17 protein-coding genes and 3 pseudogenes are annotated in these 17,801 nt (G+C 70.7%); 7 read left to right on the top strand and 13 right to left on the bottom strand.

All coding sequences use genetic code 11. The annotated features are described in order from the left end of the window. The 5 genes and pseudogenes from ACY34J_RS27435 to ACY34J_RS27415 form a co-directional block, all read right to left on the bottom strand. The coding region (locus tag ACY34J_RS27435) for a hypothetical protein (RefSeq protein ID WP_462761984.1) at positions 1-183 on the bottom strand (183 nt) is incomplete at its 3' end. A 66-nt stretch (positions 184-249) separates the two neighbouring features. After that, positions 250-456: pseudogene (locus ACY34J_RS27430) on the bottom strand (carbohydrate ABC transporter permease); the annotation flags it as partial. Then, positions 444-626 carry a hypothetical protein gene (locus ACY34J_RS27425; RefSeq protein WP_462729321.1) on the bottom strand — a complete coding sequence of 61 codons (183 nt, stop codon included), beginning with the start codon at positions 624-626 and terminating at the stop codon, positions 444-446. The gene ACY34J_RS27425 and the pseudogene ACY34J_RS27430, both read right to left, overlap by 13 nt. 4 nt (positions 627-630) lie before the next feature. Then, entirely contained in the window at positions 631-1,872 is a 1,242-nt protein-coding gene (locus ACY34J_RS27420) for a sugar ABC transporter substrate-binding protein (protein WP_462729322.1), read from the bottom strand. 138 nt (positions 1,873-2,010) lie between these two features. Continuing rightward, the gene (locus tag ACY34J_RS27415) at positions 2,011-3,051 is read right to left on the bottom strand and encodes a LacI family DNA-binding transcriptional regulator (RefSeq protein ID WP_462729323.1); all 1,041 of its coding nucleotides are present in this window, start codon (positions 3,049-3,051) and stop codon (positions 2,011-2,013) included. A gap of 105 nt (positions 3,052-3,156) precedes the next feature. Between ACY34J_RS27415 and ACY34J_RS27410 the strand changes: the two are divergent. Then, positions 3,157-3,348, top strand: a pseudogene (locus ACY34J_RS27410) (lipase family protein); the annotation flags it as partial. 296 nt (positions 3,349-3,644) lie between these two features. Further along, entirely contained in the window at positions 3,645-4,178 is a 534-nt protein-coding gene (locus ACY34J_RS27405) for a pyridoxamine 5'-phosphate oxidase family protein (protein WP_462729324.1), read from the top strand. Between the two features lie 110 nt (positions 4,179-4,288). On the opposite strand, the gene ACY34J_RS27400 is transcribed toward ACY34J_RS27405, so the two are convergent. The 5 genes from ACY34J_RS27400 to ACY34J_RS27380 all read right to left on the bottom strand — a co-directional run bounded on the left by ACY34J_RS27400 (position 4,289) and on the right by ACY34J_RS27380 (position 8,224). Next, positions 4,289-4,429: a hypothetical protein gene (locus ACY34J_RS27400; RefSeq protein ID WP_462729325.1), complete on the bottom strand. Its 141-nt coding sequence runs from the start codon at positions 4,427-4,429 to the stop codon at positions 4,289-4,291. Positions 4,430-4,994: 565 nt separating this feature from the next. After that, positions 4,995-5,198: a hypothetical protein gene (locus tag ACY34J_RS27395; RefSeq protein ID WP_462729326.1), complete on the bottom strand. Its 204-nt coding sequence runs from the start codon at positions 5,196-5,198 to the stop codon at positions 4,995-4,997. A gap of 502 nt (positions 5,199-5,700) precedes the next feature. After that, the gene (locus tag ACY34J_RS27390; RefSeq protein ID WP_462729327.1) at positions 5,701-6,534 is read right to left on the bottom strand and encodes an SDR family oxidoreductase; all 834 of its coding nucleotides are present in this window, start codon (positions 6,532-6,534) and stop codon (positions 5,701-5,703) included. A gap of 316 nt (positions 6,535-6,850) precedes the next feature. Next, positions 6,851-7,705: an NAD(P)H-binding protein gene (locus ACY34J_RS27385; RefSeq protein ID WP_462729328.1), complete on the bottom strand. Its 855-nt coding sequence runs from the start codon at positions 7,703-7,705 to the stop codon at positions 6,851-6,853. A gap of 324 nt (positions 7,706-8,029) precedes the next feature. After that, positions 8,030-8,224 (bottom strand): hypothetical protein, encoded by a 195-nt coding sequence (locus ACY34J_RS27380; protein WP_462729329.1) that lies wholly within the window; start codon positions 8,222-8,224, stop codon positions 8,030-8,032. A gap of 277 nt (positions 8,225-8,501) precedes the next feature. On the opposite strand from ACY34J_RS27380, the gene ACY34J_RS27375 reads away from it, so the two are divergent. The 4 genes and pseudogenes from ACY34J_RS27375 (at position 8,502) to ACY34J_RS27360 (ending at position 11,010) form a co-directional block, all read left to right on the top strand. Then, positions 8,502-9,107 carry a GOLPH3/VPS74 family protein gene (locus ACY34J_RS27375; RefSeq protein ID WP_462729330.1) on the top strand — a complete coding sequence of 202 codons (606 nt, stop codon included), beginning with the start codon at positions 8,502-8,504 and terminating at the stop codon, positions 9,105-9,107. 279 nt (positions 9,108-9,386) lie between these two features. Then, positions 9,387-10,046: an NADPH-dependent FMN reductase gene (locus ACY34J_RS27370; protein WP_462729331.1), complete on the top strand. Its 660-nt coding sequence runs from the start codon at positions 9,387-9,389 to the stop codon at positions 10,044-10,046. A gap of 141 nt (positions 10,047-10,187) precedes the next feature. Next, positions 10,188-10,324, top strand: a pseudogene (locus ACY34J_RS27365) (DUF2000 family protein); the annotation flags it as partial. A gap of 356 nt (positions 10,325-10,680) precedes the next feature. Next, positions 10,681-11,010, top strand: coding sequence for a putative quinol monooxygenase (locus tag ACY34J_RS27360; protein ID WP_462729332.1), 330 nt, complete (start codon positions 10,681-10,683; stop codon positions 11,008-11,010). Positions 11,011-11,470: 460 nt separating this feature from the next. Here ACY34J_RS27360 and glpK read toward each other — a convergent pair whose 3' ends face one another. The 3 genes from glpK to ACY34J_RS27345 form a co-directional block, all read right to left on the bottom strand. Further along, positions 11,471-12,988, bottom strand: a complete 1,518-nt coding sequence (glpK, locus tag ACY34J_RS27355) for a glycerol kinase GlpK (RefSeq protein ID WP_462729333.1) — start codon at positions 12,986-12,988, stop codon at positions 11,471-11,473. Between the two features lie 46 nt (positions 12,989-13,034). Continuing rightward, positions 13,035-13,802 (bottom strand): IclR family transcriptional regulator, encoded by a 768-nt coding sequence (locus tag ACY34J_RS27350; protein ID WP_462729334.1) that lies wholly within the window; start codon positions 13,800-13,802, stop codon positions 13,035-13,037. 371 nt (positions 13,803-14,173) lie between these two features. Then, the gene (locus ACY34J_RS27345; RefSeq protein ID WP_462729335.1) at positions 14,174-14,875 is read right to left on the bottom strand and encodes a hypothetical protein; all 702 of its coding nucleotides are present in this window, start codon (positions 14,873-14,875) and stop codon (positions 14,174-14,176) included. Between the two features lie 1,176 nt (positions 14,876-16,051). Between ACY34J_RS27345 and ACY34J_RS27340 the strand changes: the two genes are divergently transcribed. After that, positions 16,052-16,849 carry a GNAT family N-acetyltransferase gene (locus tag ACY34J_RS27340; RefSeq protein ID WP_462729336.1) on the top strand — a complete coding sequence of 266 codons (798 nt, stop codon included), beginning with the start codon at positions 16,052-16,054 and terminating at the stop codon, positions 16,847-16,849. Positions 16,850-17,801: the final 952 nt, after the last annotated feature.

The raw sequence follows: 17,801 nt of genomic DNA, 5'->3' as shown, positions 1-17,801 counted from the left end.
GCCCTCGACCGGCTCCCAGCCGAGCAGCACATGGCCGGTGCCGTCCTCGGAGCGCAGCCCGGCGGGGGCGGGCACGTCGGCGGTCCCGGACAGCGGCCGGTCGCTCGGCAGGCCGATGCGCTGCTCCCAGTCGTGGCGGGCGGCGTTCTTCTCGGTCATGTGGCCCTCTCGATGGATGCGCATACATGACGTCCGTGCGGCAGGCACGCGCGGGTCGTACGTGCAGAGGTCGGTGAAATCGAGGGCTGGTTACTTCAGCCCGGCGGTGGCAATGCCCTGGGTGAAGTGGCGCTGCAGGACGACGAAGATCAGCAGCACGGGCAGCACCACCAGGAAGGCGCCTGCCATCAGCACACCATTGGAGCCGTCGGCCGTGGTGGGGGCGGTGGCGAACGTGGCCAGTGCCACCGGAAGGGTGTATTTCTCGGGGTCGTTGGTGGCGATCAGGGGCCACACGAGGAGTAGAGCCAACCGGCCAGATTCTGGGTGGCGAGCCGGTCCCGACGGCGCCGGGGCGTCTGCGGGCCTTTGCTCCGGCCCGTGGTCAGGCCCTCGGTCCCGGCCGCGTTCTGGGGTCCGGCCGGGGGCCGGCGCGTGGCGCCGGCCTCGGCGGCAGCGGTGCTCATGGGGTCAGTTCACCAGGCCCTCGGTGACCTTCTGCAGGTCCTTGGCCGTCTTGGCCGGGTCGGCGCCTCGCGCGATCTTCTCCACGGCGTTGTCGATCTGGGCGGAGAATTCGTTCCACTTCGCGATCGGGGGCACCTCCTTGGCGGTGTCCAGCGACTTCCTGAAGACCGTCAGGCTGTCGCCGCCCTTGAGGGCGGGCTGCTCCCAGGCGGCCTTGCCGGCGGGCAGCACCTTGGCGATCTCGTACCAGTGGGCCTGCTGCTCCGGGCTGGTGAGGAACTTGGTGAACTCCTTCGCGGCGGCCTGGTGCTCGCCGTCCTTGAAGGTGACCAGGGAGGCTCCGCCGACGAAGGAGGTGGAGGACTTGTCGGCCGGCAGCGGTGCGACCGCCCACTTGCCCTTGAGCTGCGGCTGCTGATCGGTGATGTTCTGGACGATCCAGGGGCCGGAGGAGAACATCGGCACCCGGCCGGAGCCGAAGTCCTTGACCACGTCGTAGCCCGGGGTGAAGGTCTTCTTCGCGAGGCCTTTGCCGTAGTAGTGGGCGTACTCGGTCAGCGCCTTGACCGACGCCGGGGAGTCCAGGGCGGGCTTGCCGTCCTTGTCCAGCAGCTCGCCGCCGGCGGAGTAGAAGAACGGCAGCCAGGTCTGCCAGGCGCCGAGGCTGCCGGGCTGGATGTCGATGCCCCGGGCGGTGCCGGCCTTGTTCTTGTAGCCGTCAGCGAGCGCGCGCAGGTCCTTCCAGGTGGCGGGCGCCTTGTCGATGCCCGCTTTCTTCGCCAGGTCGGTGCGGTAGTACAGCGCGCGCGTGTCGACGTACCACGGCACCCCGTAGGCCTCGCCGTCCACGACGCCTGTGTCCCAGGCGGCGGGGAAGAAGTCGTCCTTCTTGAAGGTCGCGGTGTCCACCGGCTCGAGCGCGCCGAGCTCGATGAACTCACCCATGTACGTCGTGCCCATCTGCGCCATGTCGGGCAGCTTCCCGGCGGCAGCGGCGGAGACCAGCTTCTGGTGGACGACATCCCAGCCGACGGGGGTCACCTTGACGGTGATGTTGGGATGCTTCTTGGTGAATTCCCCTGCGATGTCCTGGAGCCGCTTGCCTTCCTCCCCCATGGCCCACACGGTGAGTGTCTGCTTGGCGTCCGCCGGGGCCTGGCCGCCGCCACTGCTTCCGCAGGCGGTCAGGCCGAGAGCCGACACCACCGTCACGGCAATGGCGACTGATTGCACAGTGCGGGTCATGCGGCTCCTCCTCGAGTCCTGTCCGCGCTTCATGTAAGCGCATACAGACCTTGTCGTACACGTTGGGCAGGCTCAAGAGGAGTGGAGGTAACGCTTCCATAAACGAGCGGAAACCCGGCCCGGGCTCCGCAGGCGCCGTTACGAGCAGCCGCAGCTGGCCCGCCGGGTCACCTTCACCGGCAGCACCCGGGCAACGGGAGGCCGCTCCCGGTCCGCGATCCGGGCGACCAGCAGCTCCACCGCCTGCTCGCCGAGACGGCCCATCGGCTGCCGCACGGTGGTGAGTGCCGGGCGCACCAAGCGACTCAGCGGGATTCCGTCGAAGCCGGTCACCGCGAGTTCCTCGGGTACGCCGATTCCGCGTTCCTGCAGAGTGTGCAGGGCGCCCACTGCCATCTGGTCGTTGGCGAAGACCACGCCCTGAGGCCGTTCCCCGTCCTGGTCCAGCAGTTCTTCGATGGCCTTGCGTCCCGCGGCCTGGGTCAGGTCTCCCCGTACAGCGGGCCGTTCGGGCAACGGCAGCCCGGCCTCCAGATGGGCGGCCTGGAAGCCGCGGAAACGCGCCTCGCCGTCCGGGGAGTCCGGGGGGCCGCCGACAAAGGCCAGCCGGCGCAGACCGTGGTCCACGAGCAGATGCCGGGTGAGCTCGAGCTCTCCGTCGAAGTTCGCCACGACGATGCTGTCGTAGTCGTCGTTCCGCTCTCCGGCGAGCATCGCGACGGGCACCCGTCGCGCAATCACCTCCAGGTCCTCGCGCGGCACGGTCTGCGCCAGAACGGCGAGACCGTCCACCCGGCCGGCGACTTCAGCGGCCTGTTCGCCCGCCCGGTCGGCGTGCGAGGCGGCGATCAGCAGCGCATAGCCATGGCGCCGGCCGGCACGTTCCATACCCCGGATGACTTCGTCGGAGTAGAGCATCAGCTCGGCGTCGTCGGCGTCCGGTGCGTCCTCGGCCTCCGTGTCGTGGAAGTCGGGGAAGCACAGGCCGAGCACTCCGGTGGTGCGACTGGCCAGCCCGCGGGCATTCCCGCTCGGCACATAGCCCAGCTCGCGCGCGGCGGCCAGCACCCGGTCGCGGGTCGCGGCGCGCACCGAGTCGGGATTGCGGTAGACGCGCGACACCGTTGCGATGGAGACGCCCGCCCGCTCGGCGACGTCGTACACCGTGGGAGGGCTCATCCTGCCGCCTCCCCCTCTCCGTGCTGCTGACCTGCTTGAAAGCGCATTCAGCCTACGGGCGGATCACACGGACGGCAAGAACGAACCCGAGCCACGAGCCCCTACGGCCAGACCGTCTGGTTCACCGGCCACAGCCTCGGCGGCGCCCTGGCGATGCTCGCAGGCTGCCGGATGTACCTGGAAGAGCCACGGCTGCGGGCGGACGGCGTCTACATCTTCGGCCAGCCCCGCACCTGCGACCACATCCTGGCCGTTGCCTGCAACCAGGGCTTCAAGGACCGCCTGTACCGCTTCGTGAGGGGTGTACCCCTGCACGGCAGCCACCGGGCACCACAGGGCGCACCGGCGCTCGGCCGTAGGGCCGAACCGGCCAGGCCGTACGGCGGAACGGGCCTCACCCGCTCATGGCGAGGCCCGCAGGTTCAGAACCTGTTTTTGAAGCGGTAGTCGCGGGGGCCTGCGCGGCTACCGAGATATCGGCGCAGCCTGCAATTAAGATCGCGACGCATACGGCCACGAGGAGGACTGGTTGATGCTCAGGCTCGCACTCCAGCGAGGGAGCCGCCTCGACCAGTGACGAAGACGGCGGTGTCATGACGGACGAACCTGTTGCAGAGCTCCATCCTGACTACAGCAGCGCTGGTGCCACGGCAACACCGTGGAATGAAGTAGTTGCCGAGCTCGAGCGAGCAGAAATCTTTTGGATCTCGACGGTCCGGGCCGATGGTCGGCCGCACGTGGCACCACTGCCGGCGATGTGGCTCGACGGCGCGCTGCACTTCTCTACCGGTCTCGAGGAGCAGAAGGGCCGTAACCTCGCACGCAACCCCAACTGCATCCTCACCACCGGCAACAACTCGTACCGGCACGGCCTCGACATCGTCGTCGAGGGGCGGGCGGATCGCGTCACCGACCTCATGACGCTGGAACGCCTCGCCGATCTGTGGCTGTCGAAGATCGAGTGGCCCTACGACGCCGTCGAGGGCGGCTTCCGTCATCGGCCGGAGGGACCCCAGCCGGAGACCGCTGAGCCGGATGAGGTGGTTCCGGTATTCGCCGTGCGGCCGTCGAAGGTCCTCGCGTTCGGCCGCGGTGAGCGGTTCACCCAAACCCGCTTTCGACTCTGAGCTTGACTCGAAGGGGAACTTGAACCTGCGTCCGGCATAACCGCTGGGCGGAGCGGCGAAGGTGCATCGACCCGCCCACCGACCTCATCGGCTCGATCTCCAGCGCCATGTCACCGAGCTGCGAACTGCGCCTTCGCGACCTGCGCGATCAGCTCCTTGGCCTGGGTGACGATCTGTTCGTAACGCTGCCGCGCGATGACCGGGACCTCAAAGCTCCTTGGCGAGCAGCTTGAGCCGATCCGGTCGGTCATGGCGACCACCGTCCTTGCCCCGGGCCCGGCCCGGCCACCCACAATGGGACCGGTCAACGAGGCGCAGCCCCGGTCACCGTCCACGGTGGCGCTGGCGCGACACGCGGAGGCAGAGCGCAAACCAGGGGCGCTCGAAGCACCCGCCGACCTCCGCCAACTCGCCTGCGCAACGTGCGGTGTTGGAGGTGCGGGCGAGGCGTCACGGAACGGCGTTTCCGCAACGCCGTTCCGTGACGCCTGCCGCTGGCGGCAGGCCCGTACCCGGCACCGGTCCGAGCAGTACACCGCTGACTTCGTCCGTTCCACGCCCACCGTCCACGACCGCCGCAGACGGGGCACTCCGCCTGCTTGCCCTGCTGCATCGCGATCATTCGTTGCCGGGTCGGCCGCAGCCTACGCCACCGCCGTGACCTGCACCGACCCGAGCAGAACACTGCTTCCGTCGCCATCGACACCGGCAGCGGGTCACCGCACTCCCGGCAGTACCGCCGGGCTGTCCCGCCAGCCGCCACGACCCAGATCATCCAGCCGTACGCACCTCACGGCAGAGTTGAAAAACACTCACTCAGCGACGGGACACATGCACCGTTACCTGGAGGGTGCCGCCGGCCGCGCCCAGCACAGCCACCGCCGCGATCTGGTCCGGATGGTCCGTGACGATCAGCAAAACGACACCGATGGCGGCCACCAATGCCACCACGCCAGGCAGGTGCTTCACGGCAAGCGCGAAAATCGAGGGACGGTCCTCCCTTGTCGTCGGAATGGTCATTTCCGCCTCCAAGCATTCAAGACCTTCGCGAACGCGAGAGGCCAACACGACGTGCGAGGAAGCTCCCGCTCCGCCCCGAGGCCGTCGGAAGCAGAGGTGTGGCACAGCACTCGGGGCCCCTTCGTCGTACCTGAGCTCTCGGCTGCGGGGAAGGTTTCGCGGACGATGTGGGCCCGGCCCGTTCCGGAAGACAGGTGTCCCAACGGAACGTCAATTCCCTACGGGCACCCTAAAAGCTACTGAACCGGACCTGTGACCTTTGCCTGTGTCGAGGCGACCTGATCCGTGAAGGGACCATCTTCTGAGTCCCTGATAGAAGATCAGAATAGATCTCGCGCACTCGAACAGAGGTGAATGAACCAGAAATTGCATTCGTGTCGCGCAACTGACGCGGTGCCCAGGTCGCGCCCGTCTGGACGAGAAGGCCGCAGGTCAGGTGCGGATCGAGCCTGGCCGTGACGCAAAGCGCCGCTTGGGCTTGAGTGGGTGTCAGGTTCAGTGGTCAGTGTTCCTGGGCCGTGGGGCGCACCATGATCTCGTTGATCGCGGCGTGCGCAGGCTGAGTGACCATGAACAGGATGCAGCGGGCGATGTCCTCCGAGCGCAGCCAGGTGCTCCGCGGCAGCCCGCGAGCGGCGGCGGACCCGGCGCCGGTCGCCATCTCGGTGGTGGTCATCCCCGGCTCGACCACCCCCACCCGGACACCCCGCCCGGTCACCTCCTGGCGCAGCGCCTCGCTGAACGCCCCCAGTGCGTGCTTGGTCGCCGAATAGACGCTGTTGTTCTTGCGCGCCACCCGGCCCGCGACCGAACTGACGTTCACCAGGTCGGCCACGTGGCGCGGGCCGCCGGCTGCCGCGCGCAGCAGATGCGGCAGCGCGGCCTGCGAGGTGTGCAGGACTGCCGTGAGGTTGAGGTCCACGGTGCGTTCGAAGTCCTCGGGGTCGCTGTGTTCGAAGGCGCCCATGCTTACGTAACCGGCGTTGTTGACCAGCACATCCAGCCGTGCGAAGCGGTCCGCGGTCTCCTCCACCGCCTGACGCGCCTGCGCCGCATCACACAGATCGGCGGTCAGGACGACGCAGGTACCGTCCCGGTCGCGGATGGCGGTGGCCAGTTCCCGAAGCCGCTCGGTGCGGCGGGCGACCAGTGCCACCGCCGCGCCCTGCCCGGCCAGCGCGAGGGCGGTGGCCGCCCCGATGCCGCTGGACGCGCCGGTCACCAGCGCCGCGCACCCCGACAGCGGCCGGCCGGCCGCACCGGTGCTGGTGTTCGCCGCTGCGGCGGTCTGGTCCGCGGCCGTGGCGTTGCCAGTGTTCGCATCCCCGACGCTCATGCTCGCCCTTCACTTCTCCCGCTCACCGCGGGCTGACGGTGGTGCCTGACTGCGCCGGCTCACCCGCTGCTGCCCGCAGCAGTCGCGGCCGGCAGGTGTCATCTCAGCGGTCTCATCCGCTGTCTGCAGCGTGCGCCACGCCGGGCGAGACCGCCTCCGCACCGTCCCTGGCCGAGCACCGCCTGCCGCATCGGAAGAAAAGCCCAGAAGGAGCGCCGCCCCGCGTGCGGGGGGCGGCGCTCCTTCGGCCGAGTCTTCCCGGGGGCTGCGCCGACGCACGGCACTGCGGCCCTCCCGGTTGTGCAGGGGGCGGGCGTCAGCGGAAGTCGCCGGCGTGGTCCCGGGCCCACTGCTCGAACGTACGGGCCGCACGCCCGGTGATGCGCTGCACCTCGTCGGTGATCAGGGGTTCGGTGCCGACCGACGCACCGAGGTAGCCGATGAGTTGGAGTGCCGCCTCGCGGGGGAAGCCCTCGGACGTCATCGCCTCGGCAGCCGCCTCCGGGGAGAGCGTCTCAACGCGGATCTCGCGCCCGATCGCGCGGCCGATCGCCGCGACCTGCCCGGCCAGGGTCACCGCCTGCGGGCCGGTGACCGAGGGGGCCCTACCCAGGTGAGCGCCGCTGCGGTCCAGCAAGGCGCGCGCGGTGACCGCGGCCAGGTCGGCCTCGTGGACCGGCGCGGCCACCGCCTGCGGATAGGGGCCGCGCACCACGCCGCCGGCCTTGATGCCCTCGGCCCACCGCAGCGCGTTGGTGGCGTACATCCCGCCGCGTACGAAGGTCCACTCCAGTCCGCTGGCGCGGATCGCGCGCTCGGCGGCGGCGTGCATGCGGGGGATGAAGGCCTCCTCGTCGGCGGGGGTGTCGGTCACCGACAGCGAGGAGTTCAAGACGATACGCCGCAGGCCTGCCTTGACCGCGGCCTCCACCAGCTGGCCCACCTTCTCGCTGCCGCCGGCCGCGAGGTTGAGATAGAGCGATTCGGCGCCCTGCAGGATTGGTTCGAGCGAGGCGGGGTCGGTCAGGTCGGCCCGTACCGTCTCGGCTGCGGCCGGCAGCCCGGCGCGCTCGGGGTTGCGGGTCACAGCGCGTACGGGCGCGCCTTCGGCGAGGAGTTGGCCGACAAGGCTGCGTCCGATGTTGCCACTTGCTCCGGTGACGACGATCACGGGTTGTCCTCCCGGTCGGGCCGGACCATGGGCCGTCCGCGGCCACGCGGGGGGCGTAGATGGGCGGTGTCCGGCTCTGGCTGGCAGTGGTTGGTCATATACCCCTACAACGGAGTAGCTGAGCGGTTGTTCCAGCCGCGGCCCGGCCCAGGGGGCGTTTCCGGCCACCCCGAACAGCTGGTCTGCCGAGCACCGGGCCCCAGCCGTCCGGCCCCGGGGTGTGGGCCCGACCGCACCGGAAACGGCTTCCACAGCCCCCGCCACCGGCCGGGCCGGTGGCGGGCAGTCGGCCAGGCCCCCGGCCCCCCGCTACACGGCCGCGGCTCACAGCAGCAGGCAGCGGCAGACAGGCACCCGGCCGTCCGCGACGGCCTTGGCCACCCGCTCCTGGCTGCGCAGCGCGAAGGCGTCCACGTCGGCGCGGCGCGGGGCGGCGCGGGCCAGGAGACACAACGCCCCTCGTCGGTCCGCCCGGCGGGCACCGAACGCTGTGTGCAGGGGCAGGAAAGGGCTCGGCACTCAAGGCCGGCACCGGCCGGGGCCGGGGTGTGAGGCCCAGCCGGGAAGGGCCCGCGGGGGGTGCAGTGGCCGTGCCCGCTCCGTAAGCTCGGAGGCGGGAGTACTCGCCGGCGGCCCGCGTTTCGCCCGGCGCACCACGCCGCTCGCCTCCCCTCCTGGTGCAGCGGTAGCGGCCACCGGTCACGGCAATGTGGCCTTGCCGCTCGGCGTCACGCCGGGTGCCCGGACGAGCCGGCGACGAACCGGCTGGTGATGCCCCCCGAGGTGGAGCCTTCCCATGACCACATCACGGGATTTGATGATCGCCGCCATGGACATGGCGCCCAATCGCCCGGTGGAGCAAGGCGATCTGTCGCTGGCGCTCGCGGGAGCCGAGCTGATCGACCTCCTGGCGGCCGAGACCATCACCCTGGACGGCGAGCACCTCGTGCCGGGCTACCGGCCGGCCATAGCAGACCGCCTGCTGGATGAGGCCGCCTCCGCACTCGCCCGGCAAGCGCCGTATGAGTCGGTCGAGGACTGGCTGTGGCGCAGAGGCCGCGGCCTGGCCACGGCCTATCTGGCCGCCCTGGAGGCGGACGGGCAGCTGATGCGGCAACCCCGCCGCTGGAGGAGCCCCAGGACCAGGCAGACGGTGCTGGTCGATTCGCCCGAGCGCCGCCAGGCGGACGAGCGCTGGACCTCCGATGAGCCCGTCCTCGCCGACCTTGCGGCGGCCCTCGGGATCCGCGACACGCAGCGGGGAGAACCCCCGAGCATGGCCGACGACGCGGTGGCGACCGTGCTGGCCGCCGTCCACGACGCGGTGATGGAACTGGAGGCCGTACGGCAACGGCGAGCCATCGAAAAAGCGGCCTTCGACAACATCTGGCGCAGCGAATGACGACGGCACGCGCGGTGGCAATGCCCGGCCGCCAGCGTCACGGGCGCCCCGACATGTGACCTCGCTGAGCGGCCCACCCGCCGGTCCCCCAGCTCATCCCACCAGCAGCTCAGAGACCGTTCCCACCCGCATCAGGTCCTCGCACCACCCGGGCCGGCGATTGCCGGTGGGTGCCGGCCTGCCCGGATGGCCCCGTCCGATCGTGGGGTGGCCATCCCCCGACCACACTGAGCCCTACGATGCCCGTGCGGGCCCTACGCCGAGGGGAAGGACGCTGCCATGCCCACCAACGACCACCCCGGTCCCCTGCGGGTGCTGGTCTTCGGTGCCGCACTGCGGGCCGGATCCACCAACGCCCGCCTGGCCTCCCTGGTGGCCCGCCTGATCAACCAGAACGGCGCCGACGCCGACCTCGCCGCCATGCGGGAGTTCGACATGCCCTCCTACGACGGCGATGCGGAGGCCGCTTCAGGGGTTCCGGAGGGCGCTTTGGCGCTGCGCGACAGGCTCGAGCGGTGCGACGCGTTCGTGATCTCCTCTCCGGAGTACAACGCCTCGGTGCCCGGAGTGCTGAAGAACGCGATCGACTGGGTCTCCCGTATCCAGCCGCAGCCGTTCAAGACCAAGCACGCGCTGCTGGTCTCCGCCTCGCCGTCGCTGGTGGGCGGCAACCGCGGGCTGTGGGCGCTGAGGGTTCCCCTGGAGCACCTGGGCACCCGCGTCTATCCGGACATGTTCAGCCTGGCCCGGGCCCACCAGGGCTTCACCCAGGACGGGCTGCTGGCCGATCCCGGCCTTCAGCAGCGCCTGACCGAAACGGTCACCGCCTTCCTCCGCCTTGTCGAGGCCGATGTGCGGTATGTGTGCCTGCAGCGCCGCTGGTATGAGTTCCCGGGAGACCGCACCGAGGCACCGGTGACCCAACGGGCGGAGGATTAGGGCCCTCCGGCGGATCCCCTGACGCCGTCCTTGCTCGTGACCGAGGGATTCGCTCTGGGCCGCCGTCCCGGGGCAACTGTGTCGACGTAGCGAGTGGTGCCCACGAGCCATGTGAACTGCCGGGTCACACCGGCAACGACAAGGGGCAACCGCGCTGTGGTGCGGGCCGTGCCGAAGGACCAGCCGGACCTGGTGGGCCTTGCTGTGTACGGACCGCGCAAGCGGTCGACAAGGCAGTCAAGGCGCCCGCACGCGAGGGGATGCCGAGCCCGGGTTGAGACCCGGGGGGCGGGGTGGTGCGTTCGGGTCGCAGACGGGCGCGGGGTGCGGCCGAGCGGGAGGCAGGCCCGGGGGCGGGCCGGTCGCGCACGGCGTCGGCGGGCGGCGTGCGCCACAACGGCCGGCGCAGCGGTCTCCTGGCCGGTCCACAGCTCGGAACCCCCCGGGTCCCGTCCTTGCGGCGTTGGTGCGGTAGGACTTGACCCAGCGCCCGGGGTGTTGGTGCGGTAGGACTTGACCCCAGCGCCCGGGGCGCTGCGGGTGCGAGGTTCGGGGCCCGGCGCGCAGGCCGTGCTGTGGCGCCGGCGAGCCGGAGGCGCGGGGGTGTGGGAACCGATACCGACAAGGAAGTCCGATGATCTTCATCACCGCCAAGTTCACCGTCCGTCCCGAGTACGCCGACCAGTGGCCGCAGATCGCGGCTGACTTCACCGCCGCCACGCGTGCGGAGCCCGGCTGTCTGTGGTTCGAGTGGTCCCGCAGTGTGGAGGATCCGACCCAGTACGTCCTGGTGGAGGCGTTCCGCGATGAGGAGGCCGGGGCGGCGCACGTGCAGTCCGAGCATTTCCAGGCCGCGCAGCGCACCCTGCCGCCGCATCTGGCCCAGACGCCCAGGATCGTGAATGTGACGGTTCCGCAGGACGACTGGTCGCTGCTGGGGGAAATGGCCGTCGACCCCAGCTGACCCGCCGTCCCTTATCCGGTGCGGCAGCGCAGGCGACACACGCGCACGGCCCGACCGGGCAGGCGGCGGGCGGTGCGCGTGCCCCTGCGCCGACGGGCCCGGCTCACCGCCGGTGCGCCGCCTGTGGGCCGCACGCCGCGGGGCGGTGCGGGAGGGGGTGCCGGTAGAGTCCGGTCTTATCGTTGCGGGGACCGGTACCCGGGACCGGCAGTCCCGGGCTGAGGTCACGCGCGGAATTTTCCCGAGCGCCTGGGCGAACAGCGGCGCGAGATCCAGCAGCTGGGTGGGGCTGATGGTGGCGCCTGTGAGCGCATCGGCGTGGCCGGTGTGCACACCGGGATTGGGGGTGCGTCCGCAGTGGCGGCGGGTGCGTGTTGCGGCCGCCGGTTCGGGCCCCCGGTTCGGGCTGCCGGGCCGCCAGCCGGGGCCTGCCGGCGGCCCCGGGTGGCGCGGCGGGTGGTCAGGTGGTGGCGGCGGGGGGCCGGATCCAGCCCAGAGACCGCTCCACGGCCCGCTGCCAGTTCTCGTACTCCGCCTGGCGCCGGAGGGGGTCCATGTCCGGCAGCCACTGGGCGGCCCGGTGCCAGTTGCCGCGCAGCACTTCCAGATCCGGCCAGTAGCCGGCGGCCAGCCCCGCGGCGTAGGCGGCGCCCAGGGAGACGGTCTCGGCGGCCATGGGCCGTACCACCGGCACATCCAGCACATCCGCCACGAACTGCATCAGCAGGTGGTTGGCCGTCATGCCGCCGTCCACGCGCAGGACTTGCAGCGGCAGGGGTGAGTCGGCGTTCATGGCATCGACCACTTCCCTGGTCTGCCAGCCGGTGGCTTCCAGCACCGCGCGGGCCAGGTGTCCCTTGGTGATGTAGGAGGTCAGACCGACGATGACGCCGCGGGCGTCGCTGCGCCAGTGCGGCGCGTACAGGCCGGTGAAGGCCGGGACGATGTAGCAGCCGCCGTTGTCCTCCACGGTGCGGGCCAGCGTCTCGATCTCCGGGGCGCTGCTGATCAGTCCCAGGCGGTCGCGGAACCACTGCACCAGGGCGCCGGTCACCGCGATCGGGCCTTCCAGGGCGTAGACCGCGGGCTGGTCGCCGATCTTGTAGGCGACGGTGGTGAGCAGGCCGTGCCGGGAGCGCACCAGGCTGGTGCCGGTGTTCAGCAGCAGGAAGCTGCCGGTTCCGTAGGTGCACTTGGCCTCGCCCAGGGCGTAGCAGGTCTGCCCGAACAGGGCGGCCTGCTGGTCGCCGAGGGCGGCGGTGATCTTCACCCCGGGCAGGACGGTGCGGGCGGTGGCGTAGGTCTGGGCGGAAGGGCGGATCTCGGGGAGCATCGCCGGGGGGATGCCGAAGAAGGCCAGCAGTTCCTCGTCCCAGGCCAGGGTGCGGATGTTCATCAGCATGGTGCGGCTGGCGTTGGTGACATCGGTGATGTGCAGGCCGCCGTCGGGGCCGCCGGTGAGGTTCCAGATCAGCCAGCTTTCCATGGTGCCGAACAGCACCTCGCCGTCTTCGGCGCGCTGCTGGAGATCATCCACGTGGTCGAACAGCCAGCGGATCTTGGGGGCGGAGAAATAGGTGGAGGGGGCCAGGCAGCAGCGCTGGAGGAAGAAATCCTCACCGGGCCGGACTTTCAGCTCCTCCACCAGCTCCCCGGTCCGGGCATCCTGCCAGACGATGGCCCGGCCCAGCGGGATGCCGGTGCGCCGGTCCCACAGCACGGTGGTCTCACGCTGGTTGGCGATCCCCACCGCGGCGATCTCACCGGCCGCGACCCCGGCACCGACCAGCGCCTGGGGCATCACCCGCTGCAGGGTGTGCCAGATCTCGGCGGCGTCGTGTTCCACCCAGCCGGGTCGGGGGAAGTGCTGGTGGTGCTCGCGCTGGGCGACCGAGACCAGCCGCCCGCGGTGGTCGAACAGGATGCACCGGGTGGAGGTGGTGCCCTGGTCGACGGACATCACATACCGCTCAACCATGATCAGTCCTGCCTTCCGTGGGGTTGAGCAGGGCGGTAGGGGAGTGTCACCAGCGGGCGGCTCCCAGGTCTTTGGAAATCGCCCGCGCGGCGTGCCGGACCTGGGTGACCAGGTCCGGCAGGGGCCGGCCTTTGCTGTCGCAGATCCGCTCAACCGCGCCGGAGATCCCGATCGCACCCACCACCAGGCCGCCCTGGCCGCGGATCGGGGCGGCGATTCCGGCCTCTCCCATCATCATTTCCTGTACCTCCGCGGCCCACCCCTGCTCACGGATCTCACCCAGCGCCCGCGTCAGACTCTCGCGGGTGGCCAGGGTGTGCCGGGTATAGGCCTCCAGACCGGCCCCAAGCACCGGCTCCACCGGCGCCGTCCCGAACGCCAGCAGCACCTTGCCGAGCGAGGAGGCGTGCAGCGGCGCCAGCGCGCCCACATCCAGGGTCTGCAGGGTGTCATCGGGACGGAAGACGTGATGCACGATGAGCAGCTTGCCCTCCAGCGGAGTACCCAGCCGGACCGCCTCACCCGTGCGGGCGGCCAGCGCATCAGCCCAGTTGATGGAACGCGAACGCAACTCGTTGACGTCCAGATAACTGCTGCCCAGATGCAGCAGCGCCGCCCCGAGCTGGTACTTCCCCGTCGCCGCGTCCTGCTCCACGAAATCCACATGCTGCAACGTACGCAGAATGCCGTGCGTGGTGCCCTTCGCCAGCCCCAACGCCGCGGCCACCTCACCCAGCGCAAGCCGGCGGGGACCGCTGGCCAGCAGCCGCAAGATCGCCGCCGCCCGTTCGATGGACTGGACCGGGCCGGCCATGCAGTGATCCTAGTCCCGCCCCACCCCGCCCGCTGACCGGCGTTCGATAATGCCGGCCGGTGTTCGCCCGGCCGGCGCTCCCCAGCGTGCGGGGCAGGCCCGGCGCAAGCCGGGCGGCGCTCCGGCGAAGGAGCGGCCCCATGGCCGCCGCACAGCTCAACCCCACGCTCCGGGAAGCAGCCGACCACATCCTTTCCGCTGCCGCACATCCCCGCAGGCGTCCCGGTGGTACGGCGGCGGGTGTCCGCGGTGCCGGCCGAGTTGCCGGGCCGTGGGCGGCCTGCGTCGCGGCAGGCAACGCCGCACGCAGCCGGCGGGGACCGGCCGCCTTCCGGGCGTACCGGTCCCCGCCGGCCAGGCGTTACTGGGCGTTATGGCTGCCCGGGCGCTCCCGCCGCGCAGTCGGTCGCCGAGTTCACCCGCAACTGCATCCTGCCCGCCGTCTCGGCCTTCTTGATCTCCAGGTCAACATCGTCGATGTCGATGACGTTGTTCACCGCGATCTTGCCGAACGCCGCCTGAAGGTTGTCCAGACCGCCCGAGGAGGCAAAGAACTCGGCCAGACCGGAGTTCAGCGCGGCCAGCCCCGCGGTCATCTGCCCCAGATCGGCCTCGGGATGAGCCTTGGCCCATACCTTGGGGTCCTGCTGGTCCAGCGAAGCGAGCCTGACCTGCGGCACCCGCGCGCCACCGGCCTGACCCGACGCGATCTTCACACCCACCTCCCGCGCGGGCACCGACCACAGCACCTCCTGCACCCGCTGCAGGGTCTGCTCCCCCACCCCCGCCGCGGTCAGCAGACCGGAGGTACGGGCATCCAGCTCCGGCAGACCGGCGGCCGCCTTCGGCAGATCCAGCACCACGCCCTTCTTCCCCCTGGCGACCAGCGGCACCGCCTTCCCGGCCACCGCCTTGCAGGCGCCAGAGCCACCCGGGGCCTGAGCCGCCGCGGCGGACGGTCCGCCACCCTCACCGGCCATGGCCACACCCGTGACCACAGCACCGCTGACCGCGGCCGCACTCACCAGGCCGATGACCAGACGGCGCTTGCCGTTGCGCCTCGCTCGAGACATGCGCTCACCTCGCATACGAAGGAAACAGGACGCGGGAGCCGTCCTCCGGCCGGCGGCCACAGCCGCCGCCCCACGCCCGACGCTGCCGCCCAAGCACGCAGCGCACCCGTCCGTCGGTCCTCTCCCAGCCGCGATACCGCCACACAACCGACAAGCGATGCTTGGCCGTATCACGCCAAGAGGTACGCAACCCGCACCGCCCTGACTCAACCCCCGCCGCAGTTTTCCGCAAACCCCCTTCCTCCACCACGGCCCAGCCCCCCGGCCGGCCCACCCGCCCGCCCGCCCCGGCAGCACCGCCACACCCCCGGCAAACCGCCCCGACACCACCCACCACGCCTGCCAGCCCGCCCCGGCCGCCCGCCACACCGGGCCCCGGCCACTGGGAAGCACCCCCTCGGGGCCGCCCTGGACCGCTCCTTCAGCGCGTCGGCGGCAATGGCGCCGTAGCGGGCGCGGATGGTGGGCAGGTGCAGTTCCCGGCATGCCTCGTCGATGACGCTGTCAACTGCGCTCTGGGCGGCGGCGTCCACTCGGGGCCCGGGAATCTCGCTGGTGGTGCCGTGCCTTTCGGTCGCCTGGACAGGAGTTGGCCGTAGATGTCGACCGAGGGCAACGGGCTTGTGTCCTCGGGAAGTTGGGCACGCGGTGGTGGCAGCGCGAGCAGGCCGGTGCCGGGCGGTTCGATCCAGGGGAGCAGCTGACCGTCGTCGTGTTCGGGCAGGTTCCTCGACGGCGTTGGCGGCCTTGCGGGCCTCAACCGCGACCAGGTCGAGGCTGACCGAGCCCGCCTCCAAGGTGCGGGTGATGCCCGCCAGGTGGGACACCGTCGGATCGAGGCGTTTGTCCCTGCGGATGCTCGCGAACAGCTCGACTCTCGACAGCGCCAACCCGGCCTCCCGACACGACCATGACTACCGGCCAGGGTCCCCGACAGACCGTGACGATGGACCGCACCCTGGCCGTCCAGCCGTGCGGAGCATCCCATTCACTTGGACGAGGGCGCGTCACCGAGGCCTATGCGGCCTGTGTCTTGAGCGGTCGGCCCAGCACCCGAACACCGTTCAGCACGACTGGTGAGAGCGTCGAATCCTGCAGGTCGGAAGCCAGAGCCCCGCCTGCCTCGTCGGGAGAAACTCGTTGGCGCGGTTGCCCGTCCCGTGCTGGAGTGGGCGCATGGATCATGAAGAAGTACTCGCCCTGTTCGACCGCCAGCTGAGGCGCGACGCGCGGCCCGACGGCCCCGGAACCCGTGTCGAGCGTGATGGCGATGTCGTGCGACAGGTCGGAGCGGACCACGACTGGAACGGCGTCCTGTGGTCGGACCTCGACCAGGCCACGGCGGATGCGGCGATCACGGCCCAGATCCAGTACTTCACCGCACTTGGGCGCGAGTTCGAGTGGAAGGCATACGTCCACGACCGGCCCGGTGACCTCGGAGAGCGGCTGAAGTTGGCCGGGTTCACACCCGAGCCGGAGGAGGCACTGATGGTTGCCCGGATCCAGGATCTGCCCACTGCCATCGCGCTGCCCGAAGACATCCACCTGCGTCCAGTGACCGACCCCGCGGGGGTAGACCTCGTGGCGCAGGTCCACGAGCGGGCATTCGGCACCAGCAGCGCCCGCTTGCGGCAGCGCCTGCTGGCCCAACTCGCCCAGAAGTCGGAGACGGTCAGCATGGTCGTCGCGATGGCCGGCGACTTGCCCGTGAGCGCGGCACGGATGGAACTGAACCCAGACACCGAATTCGCGGGCCTGTGGGGCGGTGGGACCGTGGCTGCCTGGCGGGGCCGGGGTATCTACCGGGCGCTGGTCGCCCATCGCGCCCGAATCGCCGCTGACCTCGGCTACCACTACCTCCAGGTCGATGCGTCCGACCAGAGTCGCCCCATCCTGCGACGACTCGGGTTCGCCGTCCTGAGTACCACGACCCCGTACCACTACCAACCTCAGCACAGCGACCACGGAGCGTAACCCGGCAACCCGACTGCCGGACACACGCGTGAACCCTGCAGTCTGGTACCAGATCAACTTGTCGAAGGCCGGGGCCAGACTACGGGCGGTTCAGGCGGTAGCCCGGGGCGTGTGCGGCGGCGGGCCGCCCACCGCCGAGACCCCCGGTGCCGCGGAAATCCCGGCCACCGACGACGGATGCCGCGCCGGGCGCTCCAAAGCTCCCCTGGCATCCGGCGGGGCCGCAGGCGGCTCCCCTGACCCCGTACCACCACCCGCCGCACCATGCCCCGACCCGTTGATCTTCTCGATCGCCTGCCGGGCCTGCTCAGCCGACGAACCAGCCGACCCGGCCGCCGATTTGGCCCGGTCCGGCACCGCGTAAGCAGACCGAGTACCCAGCCGGTAACTGGCCGCCTCATCCAAACTGACCGAACGCTGCAGCCGCGCAGCCAGCCGCCCGGCCTCCTGGCCCAACGCGGCGACATCCTCCCACCGCAAATGAAGGACCAAACGGACCTCGGCCTGCCCGTCCGCAAGAGCTTGCAGGGGAAGACTGCTCTCATCACTCATCGGCTCTTCCTCCAACTATCGGAGCCAGAACACACATCCCGCCCACACCAACAACAGGCACGGGGACGCGCCCACACATACGGACCACCACCCGCCCCCGTTCACCCATCCCACCCCCGGCCCCAGGCCCACACCACCCCCCGGCCCCAGCCCACACCACCACTCGCCCACACCGGGCCCACACCACCCCCCGGTGCCGGCCCCACAGCAGGGCACACCCCGGCACCACGGCCCCAAGTGGCCCAAACCACCAACGACGGAGACGGACGCCACCCCACCACCAGCCCCGCGCTGACCCGGCCTGACACCCCGCCAACCCCATCACCCAACACACCAACCCCCAACCCGGCCAACTCGGCTACTGGTTGACACCCATCCGCCACCCGCACGGCAACGAAGC

The sequence above is a fragment of the Streptomyces sp. HSS9-12 genome, assembly GCF_054963655.1.
This window is presented reverse-complemented; position numbering and strand designations above follow the sequence as displayed.